The 20,334-nt window shown below is 71.4% G+C and carries 17 protein-coding genes; 4 read left to right on the plus strand and 13 right to left on the minus strand.

The features are described 5' to 3' along the window. Positions 1-329: carboxyl transferase domain-containing protein (locus ACFYZB_RS35610; RefSeq protein WP_388765564.1), on the minus strand; the 329-nt coding region annotated here is incomplete at its 3' end. A gap of 349 nt (positions 330-678) precedes the next feature. On the opposite strand from ACFYZB_RS35610, the gene ACFYZB_RS35615 reads away from it, so the two are divergent. Further along, entirely contained in the window at positions 679-1,275 is a 597-nt protein-coding gene (locus ACFYZB_RS35615; protein WP_388765566.1) for a YceI family protein, read from the plus strand. A gap of 145 nt (positions 1,276-1,420) precedes the next feature. Here the strand turns inward: ACFYZB_RS35615 and ACFYZB_RS35620 are convergent, their stop codons facing one another. Then, positions 1,421-2,785: a hypothetical protein gene (locus ACFYZB_RS35620; RefSeq protein WP_388765567.1), complete on the minus strand. Its 1,365-nt coding sequence runs from the start codon at positions 2,783-2,785 to the stop codon at positions 1,421-1,423. 48 nt (positions 2,786-2,833) lie between these two features. Next, a complete protein-coding gene (locus ACFYZB_RS35625) occupies positions 2,834-5,857 on the minus strand; it encodes a carbohydrate binding domain-containing protein (RefSeq protein WP_388765570.1) in 3,024 nt (1,007 codons plus the stop codon). 138 nt (positions 5,858-5,995) lie between these two features. Between ACFYZB_RS35625 and ACFYZB_RS35630 the strand changes: the two genes are divergently transcribed. Together ACFYZB_RS35630 and ACFYZB_RS35635 are read left to right on the plus strand one after the other, a co-directional pair. After that, a complete protein-coding gene (locus ACFYZB_RS35630) occupies positions 5,996-7,861 on the plus strand; it encodes a lectin (RefSeq protein WP_388765572.1) in 1,866 nt (621 codons plus the stop codon). 115 nt (positions 7,862-7,976) lie between these two features. Next, positions 7,977-8,576, plus strand: a complete 600-nt coding sequence (locus ACFYZB_RS35635; RefSeq protein ID WP_388765574.1) for a GPP34 family phosphoprotein — start codon at positions 7,977-7,979, stop codon at positions 8,574-8,576. Positions 8,577-8,707: 131 nt separating this feature from the next. Here ACFYZB_RS35635 and ACFYZB_RS35640 read toward each other — a convergent pair whose 3' ends face one another. From ACFYZB_RS35640 to ureA, 9 genes are all read right to left on the minus strand, one after another. Continuing rightward, positions 8,708-9,127, minus strand: coding sequence for a VOC family protein (locus ACFYZB_RS35640; RefSeq protein ID WP_388765576.1), 420 nt, complete (start codon positions 9,125-9,127; stop codon positions 8,708-8,710). Positions 9,128-9,140: 13 nt separating this feature from the next. Continuing rightward, complete coding sequence (gene cimA / locus ACFYZB_RS35645; RefSeq protein ID WP_388765578.1) at positions 9,141-10,751, minus strand: citramalate synthase; 1,611 nt, start codon at positions 10,749-10,751, stop codon at positions 9,141-9,143. Between the two features lie 285 nt (positions 10,752-11,036). Next, positions 11,037-12,338, minus strand: a complete 1,302-nt coding sequence (locus ACFYZB_RS35650) for an MFS transporter (RefSeq protein ID WP_388765580.1) — start codon at positions 12,336-12,338, stop codon at positions 11,037-11,039. A gap of 38 nt (positions 12,339-12,376) precedes the next feature. Beyond that, a complete protein-coding gene (locus tag ACFYZB_RS35655; RefSeq protein WP_388765582.1) occupies positions 12,377-13,033 on the minus strand; it encodes a hypothetical protein in 657 nt (218 codons plus the stop codon). Beyond that, on the minus strand, positions 13,030-13,653 hold the full coding sequence (locus ACFYZB_RS35660) for a TetR/AcrR family transcriptional regulator (RefSeq protein ID WP_388765584.1): 624 nt from the start codon (positions 13,651-13,653) through the stop codon (positions 13,030-13,032). Before ACFYZB_RS35660 ends, ACFYZB_RS35655 begins: the two co-directional genes overlap by 4 nt. After that, positions 13,650-14,039, minus strand: coding sequence for a hypothetical protein (locus ACFYZB_RS35665; RefSeq protein ID WP_388765586.1), 390 nt, complete (start codon positions 14,037-14,039; stop codon positions 13,650-13,652). The genes ACFYZB_RS35660 and ACFYZB_RS35665 overlap by 4 nt, the downstream gene beginning before the upstream one ends. Before the next feature lie 26 nt (positions 14,040-14,065). Beyond that, positions 14,066-15,109, minus strand: a complete 1,044-nt coding sequence (locus ACFYZB_RS35670; protein WP_388765588.1) for an agmatine/peptidylarginine deiminase — start codon at positions 15,107-15,109, stop codon at positions 14,066-14,068. Positions 15,110-15,125: 16 nt separating this feature from the next. Then, on the minus strand, positions 15,126-16,850 hold the full coding sequence (locus ACFYZB_RS35675) for an urease subunit alpha (RefSeq protein WP_388765590.1): 1,725 nt from the start codon (positions 16,848-16,850) through the stop codon (positions 15,126-15,128). Beyond that, on the minus strand, positions 16,847-17,545 hold the full coding sequence (gene ureA / locus ACFYZB_RS35680; protein ID WP_388765592.1) for an urease subunit gamma: 699 nt from the start codon (positions 17,543-17,545) through the stop codon (positions 16,847-16,849). The genes ACFYZB_RS35675 and ureA overlap by 4 nt, the downstream gene beginning before the upstream one ends. A gap of 145 nt (positions 17,546-17,690) precedes the next feature. Between ureA and ACFYZB_RS35685 the strand changes: the two genes are divergently transcribed. Beyond that, entirely contained in the window at positions 17,691-19,124 is a 1,434-nt protein-coding gene (locus tag ACFYZB_RS35685; protein WP_388765594.1) for a cytosine permease, read from the plus strand. 85 nt (positions 19,125-19,209) lie between these two features. On the opposite strand, the gene ACFYZB_RS35690 is transcribed toward ACFYZB_RS35685, so the two are convergent. After that, positions 19,210-20,298: a branched-chain amino acid aminotransferase gene (locus ACFYZB_RS35690; protein WP_388765596.1), complete on the minus strand. Its 1,089-nt coding sequence runs from the start codon at positions 20,296-20,298 to the stop codon at positions 19,210-19,212. Positions 20,299-20,334: the final 36 nt, after the last annotated feature.

Raw genomic sequence — 20,334 nt, forward strand, 5'->3', positions numbered from 1 at the left:
AAGTCGTGCGCGTAGACGAAGACCGTACGCCCCTCCACCGTGCCCCAGCCGGTGATCACACCGTCGGTGTACGGCTTCTTGGCCTCCAGCCCGAAACCCTGCGCGCGATGCCGGCGCAGCTGCTCGACCTCCTGGAAGGACCCCGGGTCCAGGAGCAGCTCGATCCGCTCCCGCGCGGTCAGCTTGCCCTTGGCGTGCTGCGCCTCGGTCGCCTTCTCGCTGGGGCCCGCCACCGCCTGCGCACGGATCTCGTGCAGCTCGGCGACCCGCCCGCGCGCGTCCGTCGGCTCGCCGGTCGGCTCACCCGTCGTCTCTTCCAAAACGGTCATGTAGCGACCTTACGAAGGACACCAAGGAAAGCGAGCCGTTGACTCTGTACAGTCTCCGGCCCGTTTTCCTGGTGTCAGTGAACAGAACCCTGACCGCATGCAGGCGTTCCGACTGCTTACAGGGCGTCGGGGTTGTAGAGGAGGCACAAAGCCGTCACCCGGGAGCCACCCCACATTCGCCGTCGGCACATGCCATCCCCAGAGTGACACGGAGCCTCGGAGAAGCAGGCGCCCCACCGTACCGGCCCGCCGGAAGTCGGTCGCGATTGTTGAAAACCGGACGGAATAGGTCTACGGTCGGAGTCGTTAAGTTCGTTGAACGTTAAACAGAAACCTCCAGGAGGACCCCATGGGCATCTTCAGCCGCAAGGACAGCACCCCGCAGACCCCCGCCGCCGGCCCCGACCTGACCGCGCTGACCGGCGACTACACAATCGACCCGGCGCACACGACGATCGGTTTCGTGGCGCGCCACGCGATGGTCACCAACGTCAAGGGCGCCTTCCAGGACTTCACCGGCACCCTGCACCTGGACGGGGCCGACCCCGCCAAGTCCACGGCCACGCTCGACGTCACGATGGAGAGCATCGAGACCGGCAACGCCGACCGGGACGGTCACCTGAAGTCGTCCGACTTCTTCAAGACCGACGAGTTCCCGGTCATGACCTTCCGCTCCACCAAGGCGGAGGCCCTGGGCGGCGACGACTACCGCATCACCGGGGACCTGTCCCTCCTCGGCGTGACCAAGCCGATCACCATCGACCTGGAGTTCAACGGCGCCGCGAAGGACCCGTTCGGCAACGAGCGCGTCGGTTTCGAGGGCCGGGCCGAGATCCTGCGTTCCGAGTGGGGCCTGACCTGGAACGCGGCACTGGAGACCGGCGGGATGCTCGTCTCCGACAAGATCAAGCTGAACTTCGACATCTCGGCCATCAAGAACGCGTGACGCTCCGGGCCCGGCCGGGGTGCTCGGATCGCTCGGCGAGACCGAGCGCGGCGTGCCGGCACCGGCGGCCGGGCTGATGGAACGGCTGGGGCCCCAGGGGCCCCTCCGCTCCTCAGGGATGAGCCCCCAGGGATGAGCCCCCCGGTCAGAACCCCCCGCCGAAGTCTCCGCCGCCGTCTCCCCCTCCCCCGCCGAAGTCGCCGCCGTCCCCGAACCCGCCCCCGAAGTCCCCGGCGTCGAAGTCCGCGCCGGAGACGTCGCCGCCTTCGTAGCCGCCCCCGAAGTCACCTCCGCCGAAGTCGCCGTACCCGGAGCCGTAGTCGGCCGCGTACGACGGGGTGGCCATCATGCCGCCGAGGAGGGTGCCGACCAGGAGGCCCGGGAGGATGCCGCCGCCGAAGTAGCCGCCCGCCCAGGGGCCGTAGGCGGGGCCCGCGTCCCAGTAGGGGCGGCGGCCGTACTCCGTGTCGACCTCGCGGATCACCGGGTCGCGGCCGTCGGCCAGCCGGGTGGCGTCGGCCGCGCAGACCGGGACCTGACGCGCGGCGCCGCCGGGCGGGGTCCAGGTGGCGTCGGTCACCGAGGGGCCGTGGCGCGGGTCGAAGAAGCAGGGCGGGCGGCGCTCGGGCAGGGGCCGGCCCTCGCGGCGGGCGGCCAGCCGGGCGAGGGAGAAACGGCCGTCCTCCAGGGCCTCGGTGACCGTGCGGACGTCCTCCGGCCGACCCGCCTGCGCCATGCGCTGTTTGGCGGTGTCATAGGCGTCGAGGGCGTGTGCGTAGTCGGCGCGCATCGCGTCGTCGGCGCCGGGCTCGGAGGGCTGGAAGTCGAGGCGGTCCAGTTCCTCGCCGAAGGCGGTGATGTCCTCGTCCACGACCACCCGGAGGCGGTCCAGGGCGGCCCGCTGCTCCTCGGCGTGCCGACGGCGGTTCCGGCGCACCAGTGCGTAGGCGCCCGCGCCGCCCGCCACCAGCACCGCGGCCACCGCGATCAGGGCCGTGGCGGAGGATCCCCCGCCGGATGCGCCCCAGCTCTTCGGGGCGTGGCCGCCCATGTTGGCCAGGGCGCGGTCGGTGAAGTCGGTGAGCTGGGCCTTGGCCGATTCGCCCTGGACGCTCGCCACCAGGTTCCGCCGGGCCGTCGCCGGCATCACGGAGGAGTCGGCGCGGGCGTCGAAGCGGTCGCCGAGGCGGATGCCGTACAGGCCGGTGATGCCGGTGGCCGCGCGGAGGTCGGCGAAGAGGTTCGTGGTCGGGTAGCCGGCCGGGAGCACCGCGATGAACAGCGGTCTGTTCGCGGCCCTGATGCGTTTCGCCAGCGCGTCCGCGTCCGCCTTCGGGAGCTGGGCCGAGGCGGCGGGATCGACGTAGACCGGGCTCTTGCGGAGGGCCTGGGCGACGGCGGAGATGCTCGTGTCCGCGCTCGCCACGGGGGCGAACGCGGACACGACGACCAGGGCGAGGGCGGCCAGCAGCAGGGCTGGGAGGCTTCGGGTCCGCAGGACGGCCTTCATCCTTCGAAGCTACCCGAAGCCTCCCGTAATCGGTCATACAGGCCGACGCTACGCGGCCCGGTATGCCTCGATCAGCTTCTCCACCGCCTTTCCGTACCGGCCGGTCAGCAGCAGGTGGTCGGCGTCCGCGAAGGGCTTGGCCAGGGCCTCCGTCATCCGCTCACCGGCCTTCTGCTGCACGAGCAGCCGCGCCTTGGTCACCAGCTCGCGGCCGGCCCGGGCGTCGCCCCTGCGCTCGGCCGCCGTCGCCGCCGCACCCAGCGCCTTCAGGGTGGCCGCACCGCCGCGCGGCACGCCGGTGAGTGTGGTCAGGCCCCAGCCGTAGGGGAACTGCGGGTCGTACGACGCGTCGCCGACGTTGATCGGCAGCTGGGACTCGGACTTCGGCCAGGTGACGGGGAGCTGTCCGGTGAAGGGGCGCTCGCCGTAGAGGACGTCGGCGACGCCCTCGCCCTCGGTGCCGGGCAGCCAGGAGGCCACCAGCGCGTCGATCCGGTCGAGCCGGTCGCCGATCAGCTGGGGGCGGCCGGAGACGACCAGCACCGCGCACTTCATGGCCGCGCACACCTTGTCCACGGCCGCCTGGTCGGCGGCCGACAACTGGAGGCTGTGGCCGTTGCCGACGTCGCCGACGCCCTCGGCGTAGGGGGTCTCGCCGACGACGACCACGCCGGCGTCGTAGCCGTCCGTCGGGGCCGAGACGTCCTTGGAGTAGGTGACGTTGCCGCCGGCCTCGCGCATGCCCTGGAGGATGGTCGTGCCCTGGGTGTGGGTGCCGGACGCGCCCTGCCAGGTGAGGGTCCAGCCGCCGGTCTGGTTGCCGAGGTCGTCGGCGTTGGACCCGGCGACGTACACCTTCTCGCTCTTCTTCAGGGGCAGCAGCCCGCCGCTGTTCTTCAGCAGCACCTGCGACTCGGCGGCGGCCCGGCGGGCGATCGCCCGGTGGGCCGGGGAGCCGATGGCGGCGGCGCCGGACGTGTCGGCGTACGGGTGCTCGAAGAGGCCCAGCCTGAACTTCTGGGTGAGGATGCGGGAGACGGCGTCGTCGATCCGCTTCTCGCTGATCCGGCCCGCCTCCACCTCGTCGACGAGCGTGCCGCTGAAGTCCTTGTAGCCGTACGGCACCATCATCATGTCGACGCCCGCGTTCACCGCCGTGCGGACGTGGGTGGCGTAGTCGCCGGGGAGCTGGTCGATGGCGTTCCAGTCGCTGATGACGAAGCCGGCGAAGCCCATCCGGCCCTTGAGCACGCCGTTGATCATGTCGCCGCGGGCGTGCATCTTCACCGCGCCCTGGCCGTCGCCGACGATGTCGAGGGAGGAGTACGAGGGCATGACCGTGCCGATGCCCCGCTCGACGGCCGTCCTGTACGGCGCCAGGTGGATGTCCTGAAGCTGCTGCCGGGTGACCGTGGTGACGCCCTGGTCGATGGTGTAGGTGCCGGTGGTGGAGGAGCCGTACGCGGTGCCGCCGTCGCCGACGAAGTGCTTGGCGGTGGCGAGCACCTTGTCGTTGCGGCTCAGGTCCCGTCCGTCGGCCCGGCCCTGGAGGCCCTGGATGATGGTCTCCATGGACTGCACGAGGGCCGGGTCCTCGCCGAAGGACTCGTAGGAGCGGCCCCAGCGTTCGTCCCGGCTCACGCACAGGCAGGGCGCGAAGTCCCAGGGGATGCCGGTGGCCCGGACCTCGGCGGCCGTCACGGCGCCTGTCCGCTGGGCGAGTTGGGGGTCCCGGGTGGCCCCGATGCCGATGTTGTGCGGCATGATCGTGGCGCCGGCCAGGTTGTTGTGGCCGTGGACCGCGTCGACGCCGTAGACCAGCGGGATCTGCAAGCGCGTCGCCCGGGTGCGGAGCTGGAAGCCGTCGATCATCTTCGCCCATGCCTCGGGGGTGTTGGGCGTGGGCGTGGAGCCGCCGCCGGACAGCAGCGAGCCGAGGGCGTACGTCGCGATGTCGCCCCCGCCCCCGACGGCCCCGCGCTCGGCCTGGGTCATCTGCCCGGCCTTCTCCTCCAGGGACATGCGGGACAGCAGATCCGCGACGCGCTTGCGCACGGGCAGCCTGCTGTTCAGGTACGGCAGTCCGTGCGCGTCGATGACGACCTGCGGGGTCTCGGCGGGCGGCTTGGCGCCGGTGACCGTGAGTTTGAGGGGGATGGTCTTCGCGGGTGCGGGCGCCTTGTCCCTGAGCGTGGGCACCTCGATCGTTCTCGACGTTCCGGAGACGGTCCCGGCCGGGAAGGTGAGGGTGCCCTCGACAGGGGCGTAGTCGTGGCCGGCGGTGGCGGTGCCCCCCTCGGTCGTGTAGGTGACCGTCACCGGCTCGTCGACGGGCAGGTCTCCGGTCGTGGCCAGGGTGACCCTGACCTCGGCGGTGCCGCCCGCCCTGACGGGGTACACGGGCGCGTCGGTGCCCACGGAGGCGCGCAGCGACTGGTCGGCCTTGCCGTACAGCTCGACGTCGTCCATGGCGAAGTCGCCCTTGGTGCCGGCCGGAAGCGTGACGGCGTACCCCCACATCCGGGTGAGGCCGAGGACGTGGTCGATGCCGCCGACCGGCTGGTAGTCGGTGCGGTACTGGAAGTCGGTGAAGGGGATCTCGATCTGCTTCCAGCCGGTGAAGTTGTCCGTGAAGGACGTCGTCCAGAGCTCGGAGGCCTCGCCGTTCGCGCCGCCGTCCTTGATCTCGAAGGCGATCTTCCGGCCGTTGTTCCGGCCCTCCCACCAGAAGCGGACGCCCTGGTGGGCGGACCAGTCGTGGGCGGGCCGGTCGGCGGCGAAGTCGTGGGTGAAGCCGCCGTAGCCGCTGATGTCGTAGGTGCCGGTGAGGACCTTGGCGCCCTCGGGGGCGTCCGCACGGTCGGTGAGGTGCAGGGTGGGCGGGTCGTCGGCGTCGCTTCCCCAGGTGAAGATGCCGTCGGCGGGCTGGGCGGCGAAGGGGACCTCGCCCTCGAAGCGGTCGACGGGGAGCGGGGCGGGGTCGTCGGCGGCGTGGGTGGCGGCTTGGGCGGCGGACAGGGGCAACAGGGCGGCAAGCAGGGCCCCGGAGACGAGCAGGGCGGTTCTCGGCATGGACCTTCCCTCGGCTCTCGTGGTTCACTCATGGCTTAGATCACGTCGTGAGTTAACTAACGGCGCACCAACCCGTCAAGACGGCACGTCAGTTGCACCCCCACCGGTTCTGTCGACCCGAGAGGAAGGGCGACGCACATGAGGAGATCCCCCCGCGCGGTCCGGCTGCTGCTGGCCGGGCTGCTCTCCACCGTCGGCCTCACCGCCGCCGTACCCCCCGCGCACGCGGCCGGCGAGCAGGTCACTGCCTATCTCACCACCACCGACGACTCCGCAGGGCGGCATGTCGTGCGCGGTCTGCAGGCCCAGGCGCCGTTCGCCTTCCAGGCCGGCACGGGCGGCGACGGCACGAACATCACCGTGGACGAGAACACCCGCTACCAGACCTTCACCGGCGGCGGTGCGTCCTTCACGGACACCGCGGCCTGGCTGCTGAACAGCAGCGGGGCACTGTCCCAGGCGACCCGGGACGCGACCATGCGCATGCTGTTCTCGCCGACGGACGGCATCGGACTGTCGTTCCTGCGCAACCCGATGGGCGCCTCGGACCTCGCGCGGTACGGCTACACGTACGACGACGTGCCGTCCGGCCAGACCGACCCGTCCCTGACGAAGTTCTCCGTCTCCCACGACCTCGCGGACGTCGTCCCGCTCACCAGGCAGGCGCTCCAGCTCAACCCGGCCCTGACGGTGATGGCCTCCCCCTGGACCGCCCCCGCCTGGATGAAGGACAGCGGCTCGCTCGACGGCGGCTGGCTGAAGGCCGAGGACTACGGGACGTACGCCGCCTACTTCGTGAAGTACCTCCAGGCGTACCGGGCCCAGGGGATCGACGTCTCGTACGTCACCCCGCAGAACGAGCCGACCTGTTGCTCCGGCTACCCGTCGATGAGCTGGAACGCGTCCGGCATCCAGTACTTCCTCAAGAACGACCTGCTGCCGCAGCTGCAGTCGGCGGGGCTGGGCACCAAGGTCCTGGCCCACGACTGGAACTGGGACACCTACGACTCCTACGCCGCCCAGTCCGTGGACGACCCGGCGATCCGCAACCACCCCAACTTCGGCGGGATCGCCTGGCACGGCTACGGCGGTGACGTCACCAAGCAGACCACCGTGCACGACCAGTACCCCTCGCTGGACGCCTTCGGCACCGAGCACTCCGGCGGCACCTGGATCGCCGACCAGCAGCACGAGGACATGTCCAACATCATCGACTACACCCGCAACTGGGCGAAGTCGGTGACCAAGTGGTCGCTGGCCGTGGACCAGAACGGCGGTCCGCACAACGGTGGTTGCGGCACCTGCACGGGCCTGGTCACCGTGCACGACGGGGACGGCGCGAGCGGGACCGTGGACTACACCGTCGAGTACTACGACATGGGCCACCTGACCAAGTTCGTCCGGCCGGGCGCCCAGCGGATCGCCTCCACGGCGTCCACCACCGTGCCGAACGTGGCCTGGCGCAACCCCGACGGCAGCAAGGCACTGATCGCGTACAACGGCTCCTCCTCGGCGCAGACGGTGACGATCGACTGGGGCTCCGAGCACGCCACCTACTCGCTGCCCGGCAGGACCTCGGCCACCTTCACCTGGTCCGGCACCCAGTCCGACGGCGGCGCACGGAGCGGCTCCTTCGTCGGCCTGGCCGGCAAGTGCCTGGACGTGGCGGGCGGTTCGAGCGCCAACGGTACGGCGGTGCAGCTCTACGACTGCAACGGCACCGTCGCGCAGCGGTGGACCGTGGCGGCCGACGGGTCGGTCCAGGCGCTCGGCAAGTGCCTGGACGTGACCTCGGGTTCGACGGCGGACGGTGCCAAGGTCCAGTTGTACGACTGCAACGGCACCGGTGCCCAGCAGTGGTCGTACAACGCCTCGACCGGTGATGTGGTGAACACGGCGGCGAACAAGTGCCTGGACGTCACGGACGACTCGTCGGCGAACGGGGCGCGGGCGCAGATCTGGTCGTGCACGGGCGCCGCGAACCAGAAGTGGATGCTGCAGTAGGACGCACGGCGCCGCCACTGACGTCCCCCAGGGGGCTCCGCCCCCTGGGGACTCCTGCCGACCGGGATCGGTGCGCCGCGCTGCGTATCGGTCCCCCACGGCCCATGGTGGTGGTATGACCACACCGCAGGATCTGTTCCTCGTCAGCCTCGACGTGCCCGGCGATCATCCCGTCGAGGCGGGCGATCTGTCGCTGGCCCTCGCGGGGGCCGAGCTGATCGATCTTCTCGGGGCGCGGGCTCTCACCCTGGACGGTGAGCGCATCGTGCCCGGGCCCGCGCTGACCACCGGTGACCGGATGCTGGACGAGGCGGGGGCCGCGCTCGTGCGCGAGGAGCCGTACGAGACGGTGGAGGACTGGCTGTGGCGCCGGGGGGAGGGGCTGGCCACGGCCTACCGTGACGTGCTGGACACCTCCGGGCAGCTCTCCGGCAAGCCGCACCGCTGGCCGCACCGGGCGGACAAGGCAGCGGCCGCCGACACCCCGGCCCGGCGCCACGCCGCCGACCGCTGGTGGTCCCGTGAGCCGGTCCTCGCCGGGCTCGGCGCCACCCTGGGCATCCAGGGCGAGCGGCCTCCCGAGGAGGAGCCCGGCGAGGAGGCGGTCGTCACGGTCCTGGTGGCGGTCGGCGACGCGGTGACCGAGCTGGGGGCGGTACGCGAGCGGCGGCGCATCGAGAACGCGGCCTTCGACAACATCTGGCGGGCGCCCTGAGCTACCGCCCCAACGGGCAGACGTTGCCTGCCGGGGCACTAGGCCCTGTCGTCAAACTCCCTCCCCCAGAGCACGCACCTGACGCCGCGCGGCCGCCCTTCGGGCAAACGACGGGAGTTTGACGACAGGGCCTAGAAGACCGGCTGGCCGATGCCCAGCAGGTTGCCCTCGCTGTCGCGGAACCAGGCGCCCCGCTCGCCGCGCGCGCCCTTGCTCGGGTAGTTGCCCTCGACCTCGGCGATGCCGTCCCGGGTGCGGAGGCCGGGGACGTCCACGTCCTCGAACACCACGCCGCGCCGCCTCAGCTCGGTCACCGCCGCCGCCAGGTCGTCCACCTCGAAGGCCATCTGGGTGAAGGTGCCGGGCGAGGAGCCGGTGGAGCGGAACACGACGAACTCCGCCCCCGCGCACCGGTACAGCAGGCCGCCCGGGCGTTCGTCCGCCGGGTTCAGGCCGAGCTTCTCGGCGTAGAAGCGCCGGGCCCGCTCCAGGTCCCCGGCGGGCAGCCGGGTGGCCACGCGGGCCCGGGACAGCACATCGGCGTCGGTCATGCCTCCACTGTGACTACTCCGCCGGCTCCACGCCCGCCCGCAGCAGCCCGTAGGTGTACGCGTCCTCCAGCGCCTGCCAGGACGCGGCGATCACGTTCTCCGCCACGCCGACCGTGGACCACTCGCCGGCGCCGTCGGAGGTGGAGATCAGGACGCGGGTGGTGGAGGAGGTGCCGTGCACGCCCTCCAGGATGCGGACCTTGTAGTCGACCAGGTCCAGCTTGGCGAGCTGCGGGTAGATCTTCTCCAGGGCCACGCGCAGCGCGCGGTCGAGGGCGTTGACCGGGCCGTTGCCCTCGGCCGTGGCGACGATGCGCTCGCTCTTGGCCCACAGCTTCACCGTGGCCTCGTTGGCGTGGGTGCCGTCGGGGCGGTCCTCGACGATGGCCCGCCAGGACTCGACGTCGAAGTACTTCAGGGGGCGGCCCTCGACCTCGGCCCGCAGCAACAGCTCGAAGCTCGCGTCGGCGGCTTCGTAGGTGTAGCCCTTGAGCTCGCGCTCCTTCACCCGCTCGACCACCCGGCCGACCAGTTCGCGGTCGCCGCCCAGGTCGATGCCGAGTTCCTTGCCCTTGAGCTCGACGGAGGCTCGGCCCGCCATGTCGGAGACCAGCATGCGCATGGTGTTGCCGACCAGCTCGGGGTCGATGTGCTGGTACAGGTCCGGGTCGACCTTGATCGCGGAGGCGTGCAGGCCGGCCTTGTGTGCGAAGGCCGACACGCCCACGTACGGCTGATGGGTGGAGGGGGTCAGGTTGACGACCTCGGCGATGGCGTGCGAGATCCGGGTCGTCTCGCGGAGCTTGCCCTCGGGCAGCACCTTCTTGCCGTACTTCAGCTCCAGGGCCGCGACCACCGGGAAGAGGTTGGCGTTGCCGACGCGCTCGCCGTAGCCGTTGGCCGTGCACTGCACGTGGGTCGCGCCCGCGTCCACGGCGGCGAGCGTGTTCGCGACCGCGCAGCCGGTGTCGTCCTGGGCGTGGATGCCGAGCCGGGCGCCGGTGTCGGCGAGGACCGTGGAGACGACGGCGTGGATCTGGGCGGGCAGCATGCCGCCGTTGGTGTCGCAGAGGATCACGACGTCGGCGCCGGCCTCCGCCGCCGTACGGACGACGGCCTTGGCGTACTCGGGGTTGGCGCGGTAGCCGTCGAAGAAGTGCTCGCAGTCCACGAAGACCCGGCGGCCCTGGTCCTTCAGGTACGACACGGTGTCGCGGACCATCTCCAGGTTCTCGTCCAGGGTGGTGCGCAGCGCCAGTTCCACGTGCCGGTCGTGCGACTTGGCGACCAGGGTGATCACCGGGGCGCCGGACTCGAGCAGGGCCTTGACCTGGGGGTCCTCGGCGGCCTTGGCGCCGGCACGGCGGGTGGCGCCGAAGGCGACCAGCTGGGCGTGTTTGAAGTCGATCTCCGCCTGCGCGCGGGCGAAGAACTCGGTGTCGCGGGGGTTCGCGCCGGGCCAGCCGCCCTCGATGAAGCCCACGCCGAAGTCGTCCAGGTGCCGTGCGATGGCGAGCTTGTCCGCGACGGTGAGGTTGATCCCCTCGCGCTGCGCGCCGTCGCGCAGCGTGGTGTCGAAGACGTGGAACGAGTCGTCGAGCTCGCTGGTTGCCGTCTCGGTCATGGTCTCAAGGCTCCTGTTGTGGATCTTCGGTCTTACCGGAATGACCGGCTCCACCGTCCCCCCAATGGTCCCTCGCGCACCGCTCCCGGCTGCGGGTGGGCCGGAAAACGAAAAAACCCCTCGCGGGTGCGAGAGGTCTGCGCGCGGGTCGAGGACGACGGTGGCCACCCGCACCTGGTCGTACGAGGTGGTCACTGCGGACCGGCGCGCCTGCTGCCAATAATCATGGCGAACGAGAGCACGGGGGCAGTCTGGCACAGCCCCGCCCCCGGCTCACGGACCGTCTCAGGATGCGGTCGTCAGACTGGAATCCGTACGGTCCCTCACCCGGGCGAGGTCCAGGTCCCTCGTCTCCCGCATGGTGACGTACACGACAAGGGATACGGCGGCGCAGCCCGCCACGTACCAGGAGAAGCCGGACTCGATCCCGGCCTTCTTGAACCACAGGGCGACGTATTCCGCGGTGCCGCCGAACAGGGCGTTGGCGAGGGCGTACGGCAGGGCGACCCCCAGCGCGCGGATGCCGGTCGGGAACAGCTCGGCCTTCACACAGGCGTTGATCGAGGTGTAGCCGGTGACGACGACCAGCGCGAGCAGGGCCAGCCCGAGCGCGGGCCAGAAGCTGCCCGCGTGCTTGAGCAGGGTCATGATCGGCACGGTGAGGACGGTGGAGCCGATCGCGAAGGTGATGAGCAGCGGGCGCCGGCCGATCCGGTCGGACAGGGCGCCCGCGAGCGGCTGGAGGCAGGCGAAGACGATCAGCGCGGTGAAGGAGACGAGCGTCGCCGTCTGCTTGGGCAGTCCCGCCGAGTTGGACAGGTACTTGGTCAGATAGGTGGTGTACGTGTAGTACGCGACCGTGCCGCCCATGGTGAGCGCGATGACCAGGAACGCCTCCCGCCGGTGCTGCCACAGGGCGCGCAGGGTGCCGCGCTCCTCGGCGTGCGAGGCGTCCTCCTCGTAGACCTCGGTCTCCAGCATGCTGCGCCGCAGATAGAAGACGATCGCCGCGCCGAGCGCGCCCACGACGAACGGAACGCGCCAGCCGTAGCTGTGCAGCGCGCTGTCGGACATGGTCCGCTGCAGGATGATCTGGAGTCCGAGGCCGACGATCTGCCCGGCGGTCATGGAGACGTACTGGAAGCTGGAGGCGAACCCGCGCCGCCCCGGGTCCGAGGCCTCGGTCAGATAGGTGGCGCTGGCCGCGTACTCGCCGCCCACCGACAGGCCCTGCAGCAGGCGGGCGACGAGCAGCACGAGCGCGCCGCCGTATCCGGCGACCGCGTAGGTCGGGGCGACGGCGATGAGGATCGCCGACGCCGACATCAGCGTCACGGTCAGCGTCAGCGCCGCCTTACGGCCCTTGCGGTCGCCGACCCGCCCCAGCAGCCAGCCGCCCACGGGGCGCATGAAGAAACCGACCGCGAAGATGCCCGCGGTGTTCATGAGTTGGGCCGTGGGATTGCCGCTCGGGAAGAACGCTCCGGCGAAGTAGGTGGCGAAGCTCGCGTACACGAACCAGTCGAACCACTCCACCATGTTCCCCGCCGAACCGACCCAGATCCTCTTCCAGTGTTGTCGTCCCATGCGCCGGTACATGCCCGGCCCCGGAGCAACCGATTCCTTCACCCGCCTCCGCGCAGCCCCCGGTCGTCGAGGCCGGAGTAGATCACCGCGGTGCGGCCGCGGGGGAAGGAGAGGGCTTCGGCCTCCCCCGTGCAGACCGCCACCAGCGAGTCGGCCCCGCGCCACCAGGTGTCCGCCAGGCCCCTCACCTCGCCCACCGGCTCGTGGCCGTCGCGCTCGATGCGGTCGACGTCCTCGCCGACGACCTTGGTGATCCCTTGCGCCCACATGGCCGCGTGGTGGGCCAGTGCGAGTGATTCCACCCAGCCCTCGACGGTCGCGTGCAGGGGCACCCACCGCTCCGCGTGGATGCCGAACTCACCCGACGGACCGATCATGAACGAGTAGGGCACCGCGGTCCGTTGCAGCCCGGCCTCGAACCACCACCCCTCGGAGTCCGACCCCTCCGGCGAGTCGGGATCGAGGTACCGGGGTCCTCCGTCGTACCGCGCGGCGGGCGGCAGGAGCAGGCCGCCCCAGCGCTGCTGGTACGCCGCCATGCGGTCGATCACCGGCGCGGGGATGCCTCGTTCGAGCCACCACCGCCGGTGGGTTTCGACGGGCCGGACGTCGATCCTGACTCCGTGCGTGCCGACGCATGACCGGGCTCGCCGGGTCAGGCCGTCGGGGACGTCGTGGACGAGGTGGGGACTCATGGGCGGGGGTCGTCCGCGAGCAGGGAATCCGCGATGAACTCCTGTACATGTGCCAGGACTTGGTGCCGGTCCGTGCCGCGCAGGCCGATCGCCACGTGAATGGAGAAGCCGTCGAGCAGCGCGCGCAACCGCGTCGCGAAGCGGTCGGCGTCGACGCGGCGGAACTCGCCGCGCGAGACGCCCTCGGCGATCAGTGCGACCAGGTCGCGGTGCCAGGCGCCCTCGATGGCCACCTGACGGGCACGCGCGTCGTCGTCGGCGTTCTGCGAGCGGTTCCAGACCTCGAGCCACAGCGTCCAGTGGGGGTCCCGGTGGCCGTCGGGGACGTACAGGTCGACGTAGGCCGACAGGCGCTCGGCGACGGTTGCGGGGCCGGTGAGCAGCCGGCCCCGTTCCGCGCCGAGCCTGCCCTCGCTCCACTCCAGGGTCCGCAGCAGAAGCTCGTCCTTGGAGCGGAAGTAGTACAGGAGATGGCCGCTGCTCATCCCGACCTCGCGGCCGAGCGCCGCCATGGTGAGCTTCTCCAGACCGCGCTCGGCGATCATGTCCATGGCGGCGGCGAGTACCTCCTCGCGGGGCGGGGCGGGGGTACGGCGGCGGGGGGGCGGGGTCTCGCTCATGCGGGAACCGCCCGTACGGCGTCGGGGACGAACCGGGTGGAGTACTCGCTGGTGCAGTCGGCGGCCACGATCGCCACCTCGGCACCGCAGGAGCACAGGCGGTTGACGCCGTGCTCCCCGTCGGGGCCGCAGCCGCGCTCGTCGGACATCCACTTACCGCCGGGCACCACCCCGTCGTACTCCTCGTCGTCAGGGACGGGGACGAACGGCGCCCCGTAGGGCAGCGGGTCGACGGCGTAGCCGCCGCGCGGGAGCCGCGCCGGCGGCCGACGCAGCCCGTCGGGCCCGGGCAGCCCGTCCCGGCCGGGGAACCCGGGGATCTCGTCGAGGCGCCGGACCGGTTCGGCCGGCCGGTGGCCGCACGCGGCGCAGAGCAGTACATCCACGCGTATGTTCTACCTGAACCCCGGCGTCACCGGACCTTCGGCTGCTGCTGGGTGATGCAGTGGATGCCGCCCCCGCCTGCAAAGATCGCACGCGCGTCCACCAGGGTCACGGTCCGCTCGGGGAAGAGCCGGCGGAAGATCCCGGCGGCGATCTCGTCGCGGGGGTCGTCGAAGCCGCACAGCACCACGCCGCCGTTGCAGATGTAGTGGTTGATGTAGGAGTAGTCGGCCCAGTGGCCGTCGGCCTCCAGGACGGTCGGGGCAGGGACCTCGACGACCTCCAGCGCACGGCCCCGCGCGTCGGTCCGGGAGCGCAGGATGTCGATGACCTCCTTGGTGACCTCGTGGTCGGGGTGGGCCGGGTCCGGCTGGGAGTGCGCCACCACGACGCCGGGCCGGGCGAAGGCGGCGACGATGTCGACGTGGCCGAGGGTGCCGAAGCCGTGGGGCGGGTAGTCGCCGGTCAGGCCGCGCGGCAGCCATATCGCCTTGCTCGTGCCGAGGTGGGCGTGGATCTCGGCCTCGACCTCCTCCTTCGACCAGTGCGGGTTGCGCTCGGGGCCGAGCTGGACCGTCTCGGTCAGCAGCACGGTGCCCTCGCCGTCGACGTGGATCGCGCCGCCCTCGTTGACGAGCTTCGAGGCGTACGTCTTCGCGCCCGCGAGGTCCGAGACATACGCGGCGATCTTGGCGTCGTGCTCCCAGCGGGCCCAGTCCTGCGCGCCCCAGCCGTTGAACGTCCAGTCCACCGCGGCCAGTTCACCCTTGCCGTCGGTCAGGAACGTGGGGCCGATGTCCCGCATCCAGGCGTCGTCCAGGTCGCGCTCGACGGTGTCGACGTCCGGGCCGAGCAGCGCCTGCGCCTCGGCGGACTGGCCGGGACCGCAGACCACGGTCACGGGTTCGAAGCGGCGGATCGCGCGGGCCACCGAGGCCCAGGCGACGCGGGAGGCGGCGAGGTCGTCCGGGTCGTCGAAGGTGGGGTTGGGGCCCGGCCACGCCATCCAGGTGCGCTCGTGCGGGGTCCACTCGGCGGGCATGCGGAAGCCGTCGGCGGCGGGGGTGGTCATGTGAAGTCCCTGATGGTTAGAGGAAGTAGAGACGGTTGAGGGAGACGGAGTCGGCGGGCTCGGAGCTGAGCGGATCGCCGTCGAGGGTGACCAGGCCGGTGCGCCGGTCGACGTCGACCGCTCCGATGCGGGCGTTCAGCCGGAGGTCGGCCGGGCCGATGCCCCGGGTGCCGCGCACGGCGACCCTTCTGCGGCGCGTCGGCATGGTGTCGCCCCCCTGGTCGACGGCCGCCCGGGCGACGAACGCGACCGAGAGGTCGGCGGCGGTGGCGCCGTACGAGCCGAACTGCGGGCCCAGCACGAGGGGTTCGCAGGTGTCGGTGGCCGCGTTGGGGTCGCCGGTCACGCCGTACGCCGGGAAGCCGGACTTGAGGACGAGCTGGGGCTTGGCGCCGAAGTACTCCGGGCGCCACAGCACGAGGTCGGCGAGCTTGCCGACCTCGATCGAGCCGACCTCGTGCGCGAGGCCGTGCGCGATGGCCGGGTTGATCGTCAGCTTGGCCATGTAGCGCAGGACGCGGGCGTTGTCGTCGCCCTCGCCGTCGCCCTCCAGGGGGCCCAGCTCGGCCTTCATCTTGCCGGCCATGGCGAAGGTGCGGCGGACGGTCTCACCGGCCCGGCCCATGCCCTGGGCGTCGGAGGAGGTGATGCCGATCGCGCCCAGGTCGTGCAGCACGTCCTCGGCGCCCATGGTGCCGGCCCGGATGCGGTCGCGGGCCATGGCGGCGTCGCCGGGCAGGTCGGGCTTGAGGTCGTGGACGGAGACGATCATGCCGTAGTGCTCGGCGACCGCGTCCCGGCCGAAGGGCAGGGTGGGGTTGGTGGAGGAGCCGATGACGTTGGGGACGCCGGCCATCTTCAGCACGTTGGGCACGTGTCCGCCGCCGCAGCCCTCGATGTGGAAGGCGTGGATGGTGCGGCCCTCCAGCACCCTCAGGGTGTCCTCGACCGACAGGCACTCGTTCAGGCCGTCGCTGTGCAGGGCTACCTGGACGTCGTGCTCCTCGGCGACCCTGAGGGCGGTGTCCAGGGCCCGGGTGTGGGCGCCCATGTCCTCGTGCACCTTGAAGCCGGACGCGCCGCCCTCGGCCAGCGCCTCGACCAGAGGGGCGCTGTGCGAGGACGAACCCCGGCCCAGGAAGCCGATGTTGACCGGCCAGGCGTCGAAGGCGCTGAAGGCGTGGCGCAGGGCCCACGGCGAGTTGACGCCGACGCCCCAGACCGGGCCGAACTCCTGCCCGATGATCGTGGTGACGCCGGAGGCCAGCGAGGCCTCCATGATGCGCGGCGACAGCAGGTGGACGTGGGTGTCGACGGCTCCGGCGGTGGCGATCAGCCCCTCGCCGGAGACGATGGAGGTGCCGGTGCCGACGACGACGTCCACGCCGTCGAGGGTGTCCGGGTTCCCGGCGCGGCCGATGGCGTGAATACGGCCCTCCCGGATGCCGATCGAGACCTTCCTGATCCCCTGCACCGGGTCGATCACGACGACGTTGCTGATGACGACGTCACAGGTCTCGCGCACGGCGGCGGCCTTCAGGTGCAGTCCGTCGCGGGCGGTCTTGCCGAAGCCGGCCAGGAACTCGTCGCCGTAGCGCTGGGCGTCGGACTCCACGCGGACGGTGAGCCCCGAGTCGCCGAGGCGGATGCGGTCGCCGGCGCGGGGACCGTGGGTGGCGGCGTAGGCGTGCGGGTCGACGTGGATCGCCCGGCTCACCTCGCGTCCCTTCGAGCGGCTCATCGTTCCTCGCCTCCGTCCGTCGTCGCTCCCAGGTATCCGCAGGCGGCGGCCCTGCGCAGGGCCTCTTCCCGCGCGCCGGGCGCGTCCAGTGGCCCGTCGACCAGTCCCGCGAAGCCGATCGCGATCCGGTCGCCGCCGATGGGCACCAGTCCCACCTCGACGCTCTCGCCGGGCCCGAAGCGCACCGAGGAGCCCGCGGGGACGGCGAGGCGCATGCCGTAGGCCTTCTCCCGTGCGAAGTCCAGGCGCGGGTTGGCCTCGAAGAAGTGGAAGTGGGAGGTGACGGAGACCGGCACGGTCGCGGTGTTGGTGACCGGCAGCCGGACGACCGGTGCGGGGTCCGCGTGCTGGGGTCCGGGCAGCAGCGCGCCCGGTGCCTGCTCGCCGAGGCCGCCGCCGATGGGGTCGGAGACCACCGCGAGCCGGGAGCCGTCGTCGAAGACCGCCTCGACCATCACCTCGGTGACGACGTCGGCGACCCCGGGCAGCACGTCCTCGGGGCCGAGCACCGCGCGGGCCGCCTCGACGGCCTCGGCGAGCCGCCTGCCGTCCCGGGCCGCCTCGCACACGGTGTCCGCGATCAGCGCGGTCGCCTCCGGCACGTTCAGCTTCAGTCCGCGCGCCCGGCGGGCCCGGGCCAGCTCGGCGGCTCCGAAGAGCAGCAGCCGGTCACGTTCCGTGGGGGTCAGTCTCACGACGCGGCACCTCCTTGCCTTCCATACTTTAGAACATCACTCTAAACACAGAATTGGTGAGACGGAAGCATTGACCGAGGGACTGGCCTCACGTCACATTGAACGTCGCTCAAATCGAACCGGCGGTAGTCGAAGGAGACCAGCCATGCCGATAGAACAGCGCGGAGTCGACACCATCCCGGACGAGGAGCGGACCAGTGGTCCGCGCGACCTCGTCTCGATCCTGCTCGGCTCCAACCTCTGCCTCGGAGTGATCATCTTCGGCTGGCTGCCCCCGTCCTTCGGGCTCGGCTGGTGGGCGTCGGTCAGCTCGATCGTGGCGGGCACGGTCGTCGGTACGGCGGTGACGGCACCGCTGGCCCTCATCTCCCTGCGCACCGCGACCAACCTCTCCACCTCCTCGGGCGCCCAGTTCGGCGTCCGGGGCCGGCTGGTCGGCTCGGTCGTCGGTCTGCTCCTCGCCCTCGGCTACACCGCGCTGACGGTGTGGATCGGCGGCGACGTGATGATCGGCGTGCTCGGCCGGATGTTCGGGCTGCCCGCGGACGGGGGGTCGTACGCCGTCGTCTACGCGCTGCTCGCCGGTGCCACGGTCGCGGGCGCGGTGTACGGCTACCGGGTGCTGCTGAACATGTCCAAGGTCCTGTCCATCGGCATGACCGTCCTGCTGCTGCTCGGCGTCCTCGCCTACGCCCCGCACTTCTCCACCGCGGCCATGCCCCAGACGGGCGGCTATCTGCTCGGCTCGTTCTGGCCGACCTGGTTCCTGTCGGCCGTGGCCGCGGGCCTGTCCGGTCCCATCGCCTTCATCACCCTGCTCGGCGACTACACCCGGTACATCTCGCCCGCCCGGAACTCCAACCGCCGTGTCCTGCAGGCCACTTGGGTCGGCCTGGTCCTCGGCCTGCTGGTGCCGCAGCTGTTCGGCACGTTCACGGCGTACGGCGCCCACGCGGCCCTCGACTACGCCGGTCCGCTGGTGCAGGCCTCCCCCACCTGGTACCTGGTCCCGCTGCTGTTGTCCGCCTCGGCCGGCTCGGTCGGCAACGCCGGTCTGATGCTGTACTCCATGGGCCTGGACCTGGACGCGATCCTGCCCAGGGCGTCCCGCGCCCGCGCCACCTACACGGTCGCGATCGTGGCCACGGCCTGCGTGTTCGTGGGCCACTACGCCTGGAACGCCCAGTCCGCGATGACGTCCTTCGTCCTCCTTCTCACCGCCATCGGCACCCCGTGGGCCGTGATCACCCTCATCGGCTTCGCCCGCTGTCGCGGTGTGTACGACGCCGACGCCCTGCAGGTCTTCAACCGCCGTTCGCGGGGCGGGATCTACTGGTACCGCGCGGGCTGGAACGTACGGGCGACCGTCTCCTGGGCGCTGGGCGCCGGCGTCGGTCTGCTGGCGGTGTCCCTGCCGTCGTACCAGGGCCCGCTGCTGCGCCTGACCGGCGGCGTGGACTGCAGCTTCCTGCTGTCCGGCACGGTCGGCGGCCTGATCTACCTGGCGCTCACACCCCGGACGGCCTCGGCCCGGGCGGCGACCGAGCAGGAACCGGTCGGCGCGGAGAGCCGGGTCTAGGCAGTCACCCTACCGCTGCTCCGTACGGCGGTGACCGGCGGTGCCGAACCGGACCTGGGTCGTCGGGCACCGCCGGCCGAAAGGCTCAGCCGATCTTGTGCATCCAGCCGTGCTTGTCGTCCGTCACACCGCGCTGGATGCCGAGCAGGGCCTCGCGCAGGCGGAGGGTGACCTCGCCGGGGGTGCCGTCGCCGTGGGTCCAGGCGTCCGTCCTGGTCTTGACGTGGCCGATGGGCGTGACCACGGCGGCGGTGCCGCAGGCGAAGACCTCGGTGAGCGCACCCGAGGCGGCGTCCTTGCGCCACTGCTCGAGGGTGACCACGCCTTCCTCGGCGGTGTAGCCGAGGTCGCGGGCGACCTGGAGCAGGGAGTCGCGGGTGATGCCCTCCAGGATCGAGCCGGTCAGGGCGGGGGTGACGATCCGGTCGCCGTACACGAAGGCGACGTTCATGCTGCCGCTCTCCTCGACCTTGGTGCGGGTGACCGCGTCGAGGTAGACGACCTGGTCGCAGCCGTGCGCGGCGGCCTCGGCCTGCGGCAGCAGCGAGGCGGCGTAGTTGCCGCCGGTCTTGGCGTCGCCGGTGCCGCCGGGGACCGCACGGACGTGGTCCTCGGAGACCCAGATGGTGACCGGCTTGACGCCACCGGCGAAGTACGCGCCGGAGGGCGAGGCGATGAGCATGAACAGGTACTCGTTCGCCGGGTGCACACCGAGCGCGGCCTCGGTGGCGAACATGAACGGACGCAGGTACAGCGACTGCTCGCCGCCGTGCGGCGGGACCCAGTCGGCGTCCTGGGTGAGCAGCGCGTCCAGCGCGGCGATGAACAGCTCCTCGGGCAGCTCGGCCATGGCCATGCGGCGGGCGGAGTTGCGGAAGCGGCGGGCGTTCGCCTCGGGGCGGAACAGCGCGATCGAGCCGTCGGGCTGGCGGTAGGCCTTCAGTCCCTCGAAGATCTCCTGGCCGTAGTGCAGGACGTGGGTGGAGGGGTCGAGGGAGATCGGGCCGTACGGGACGAGCTGGGCGTCGTGCCAGCCGCGGCCCTCGGTCCACTTGATCGTCACCATGTGGTCGGTGAAGTGGCGGCCGAACCCGGGGTTGGCCAGGATCGCCTCGCGCTCTGCGGCGGCGAGGGGGCTGGCGGAGGGCTTGAGCTCGATCGTGGGCGTCGTCATGAGTGATGTGTCCTTCACCGGTTGTTGTGACGGGCC

The organism is Streptomyces sp. NPDC001852 (assembly GCF_042891825.1).
Taxonomy (GTDB): domain Bacteria; phylum Actinomycetota; class Actinomycetes; order Streptomycetales; family Streptomycetaceae; genus Streptomyces.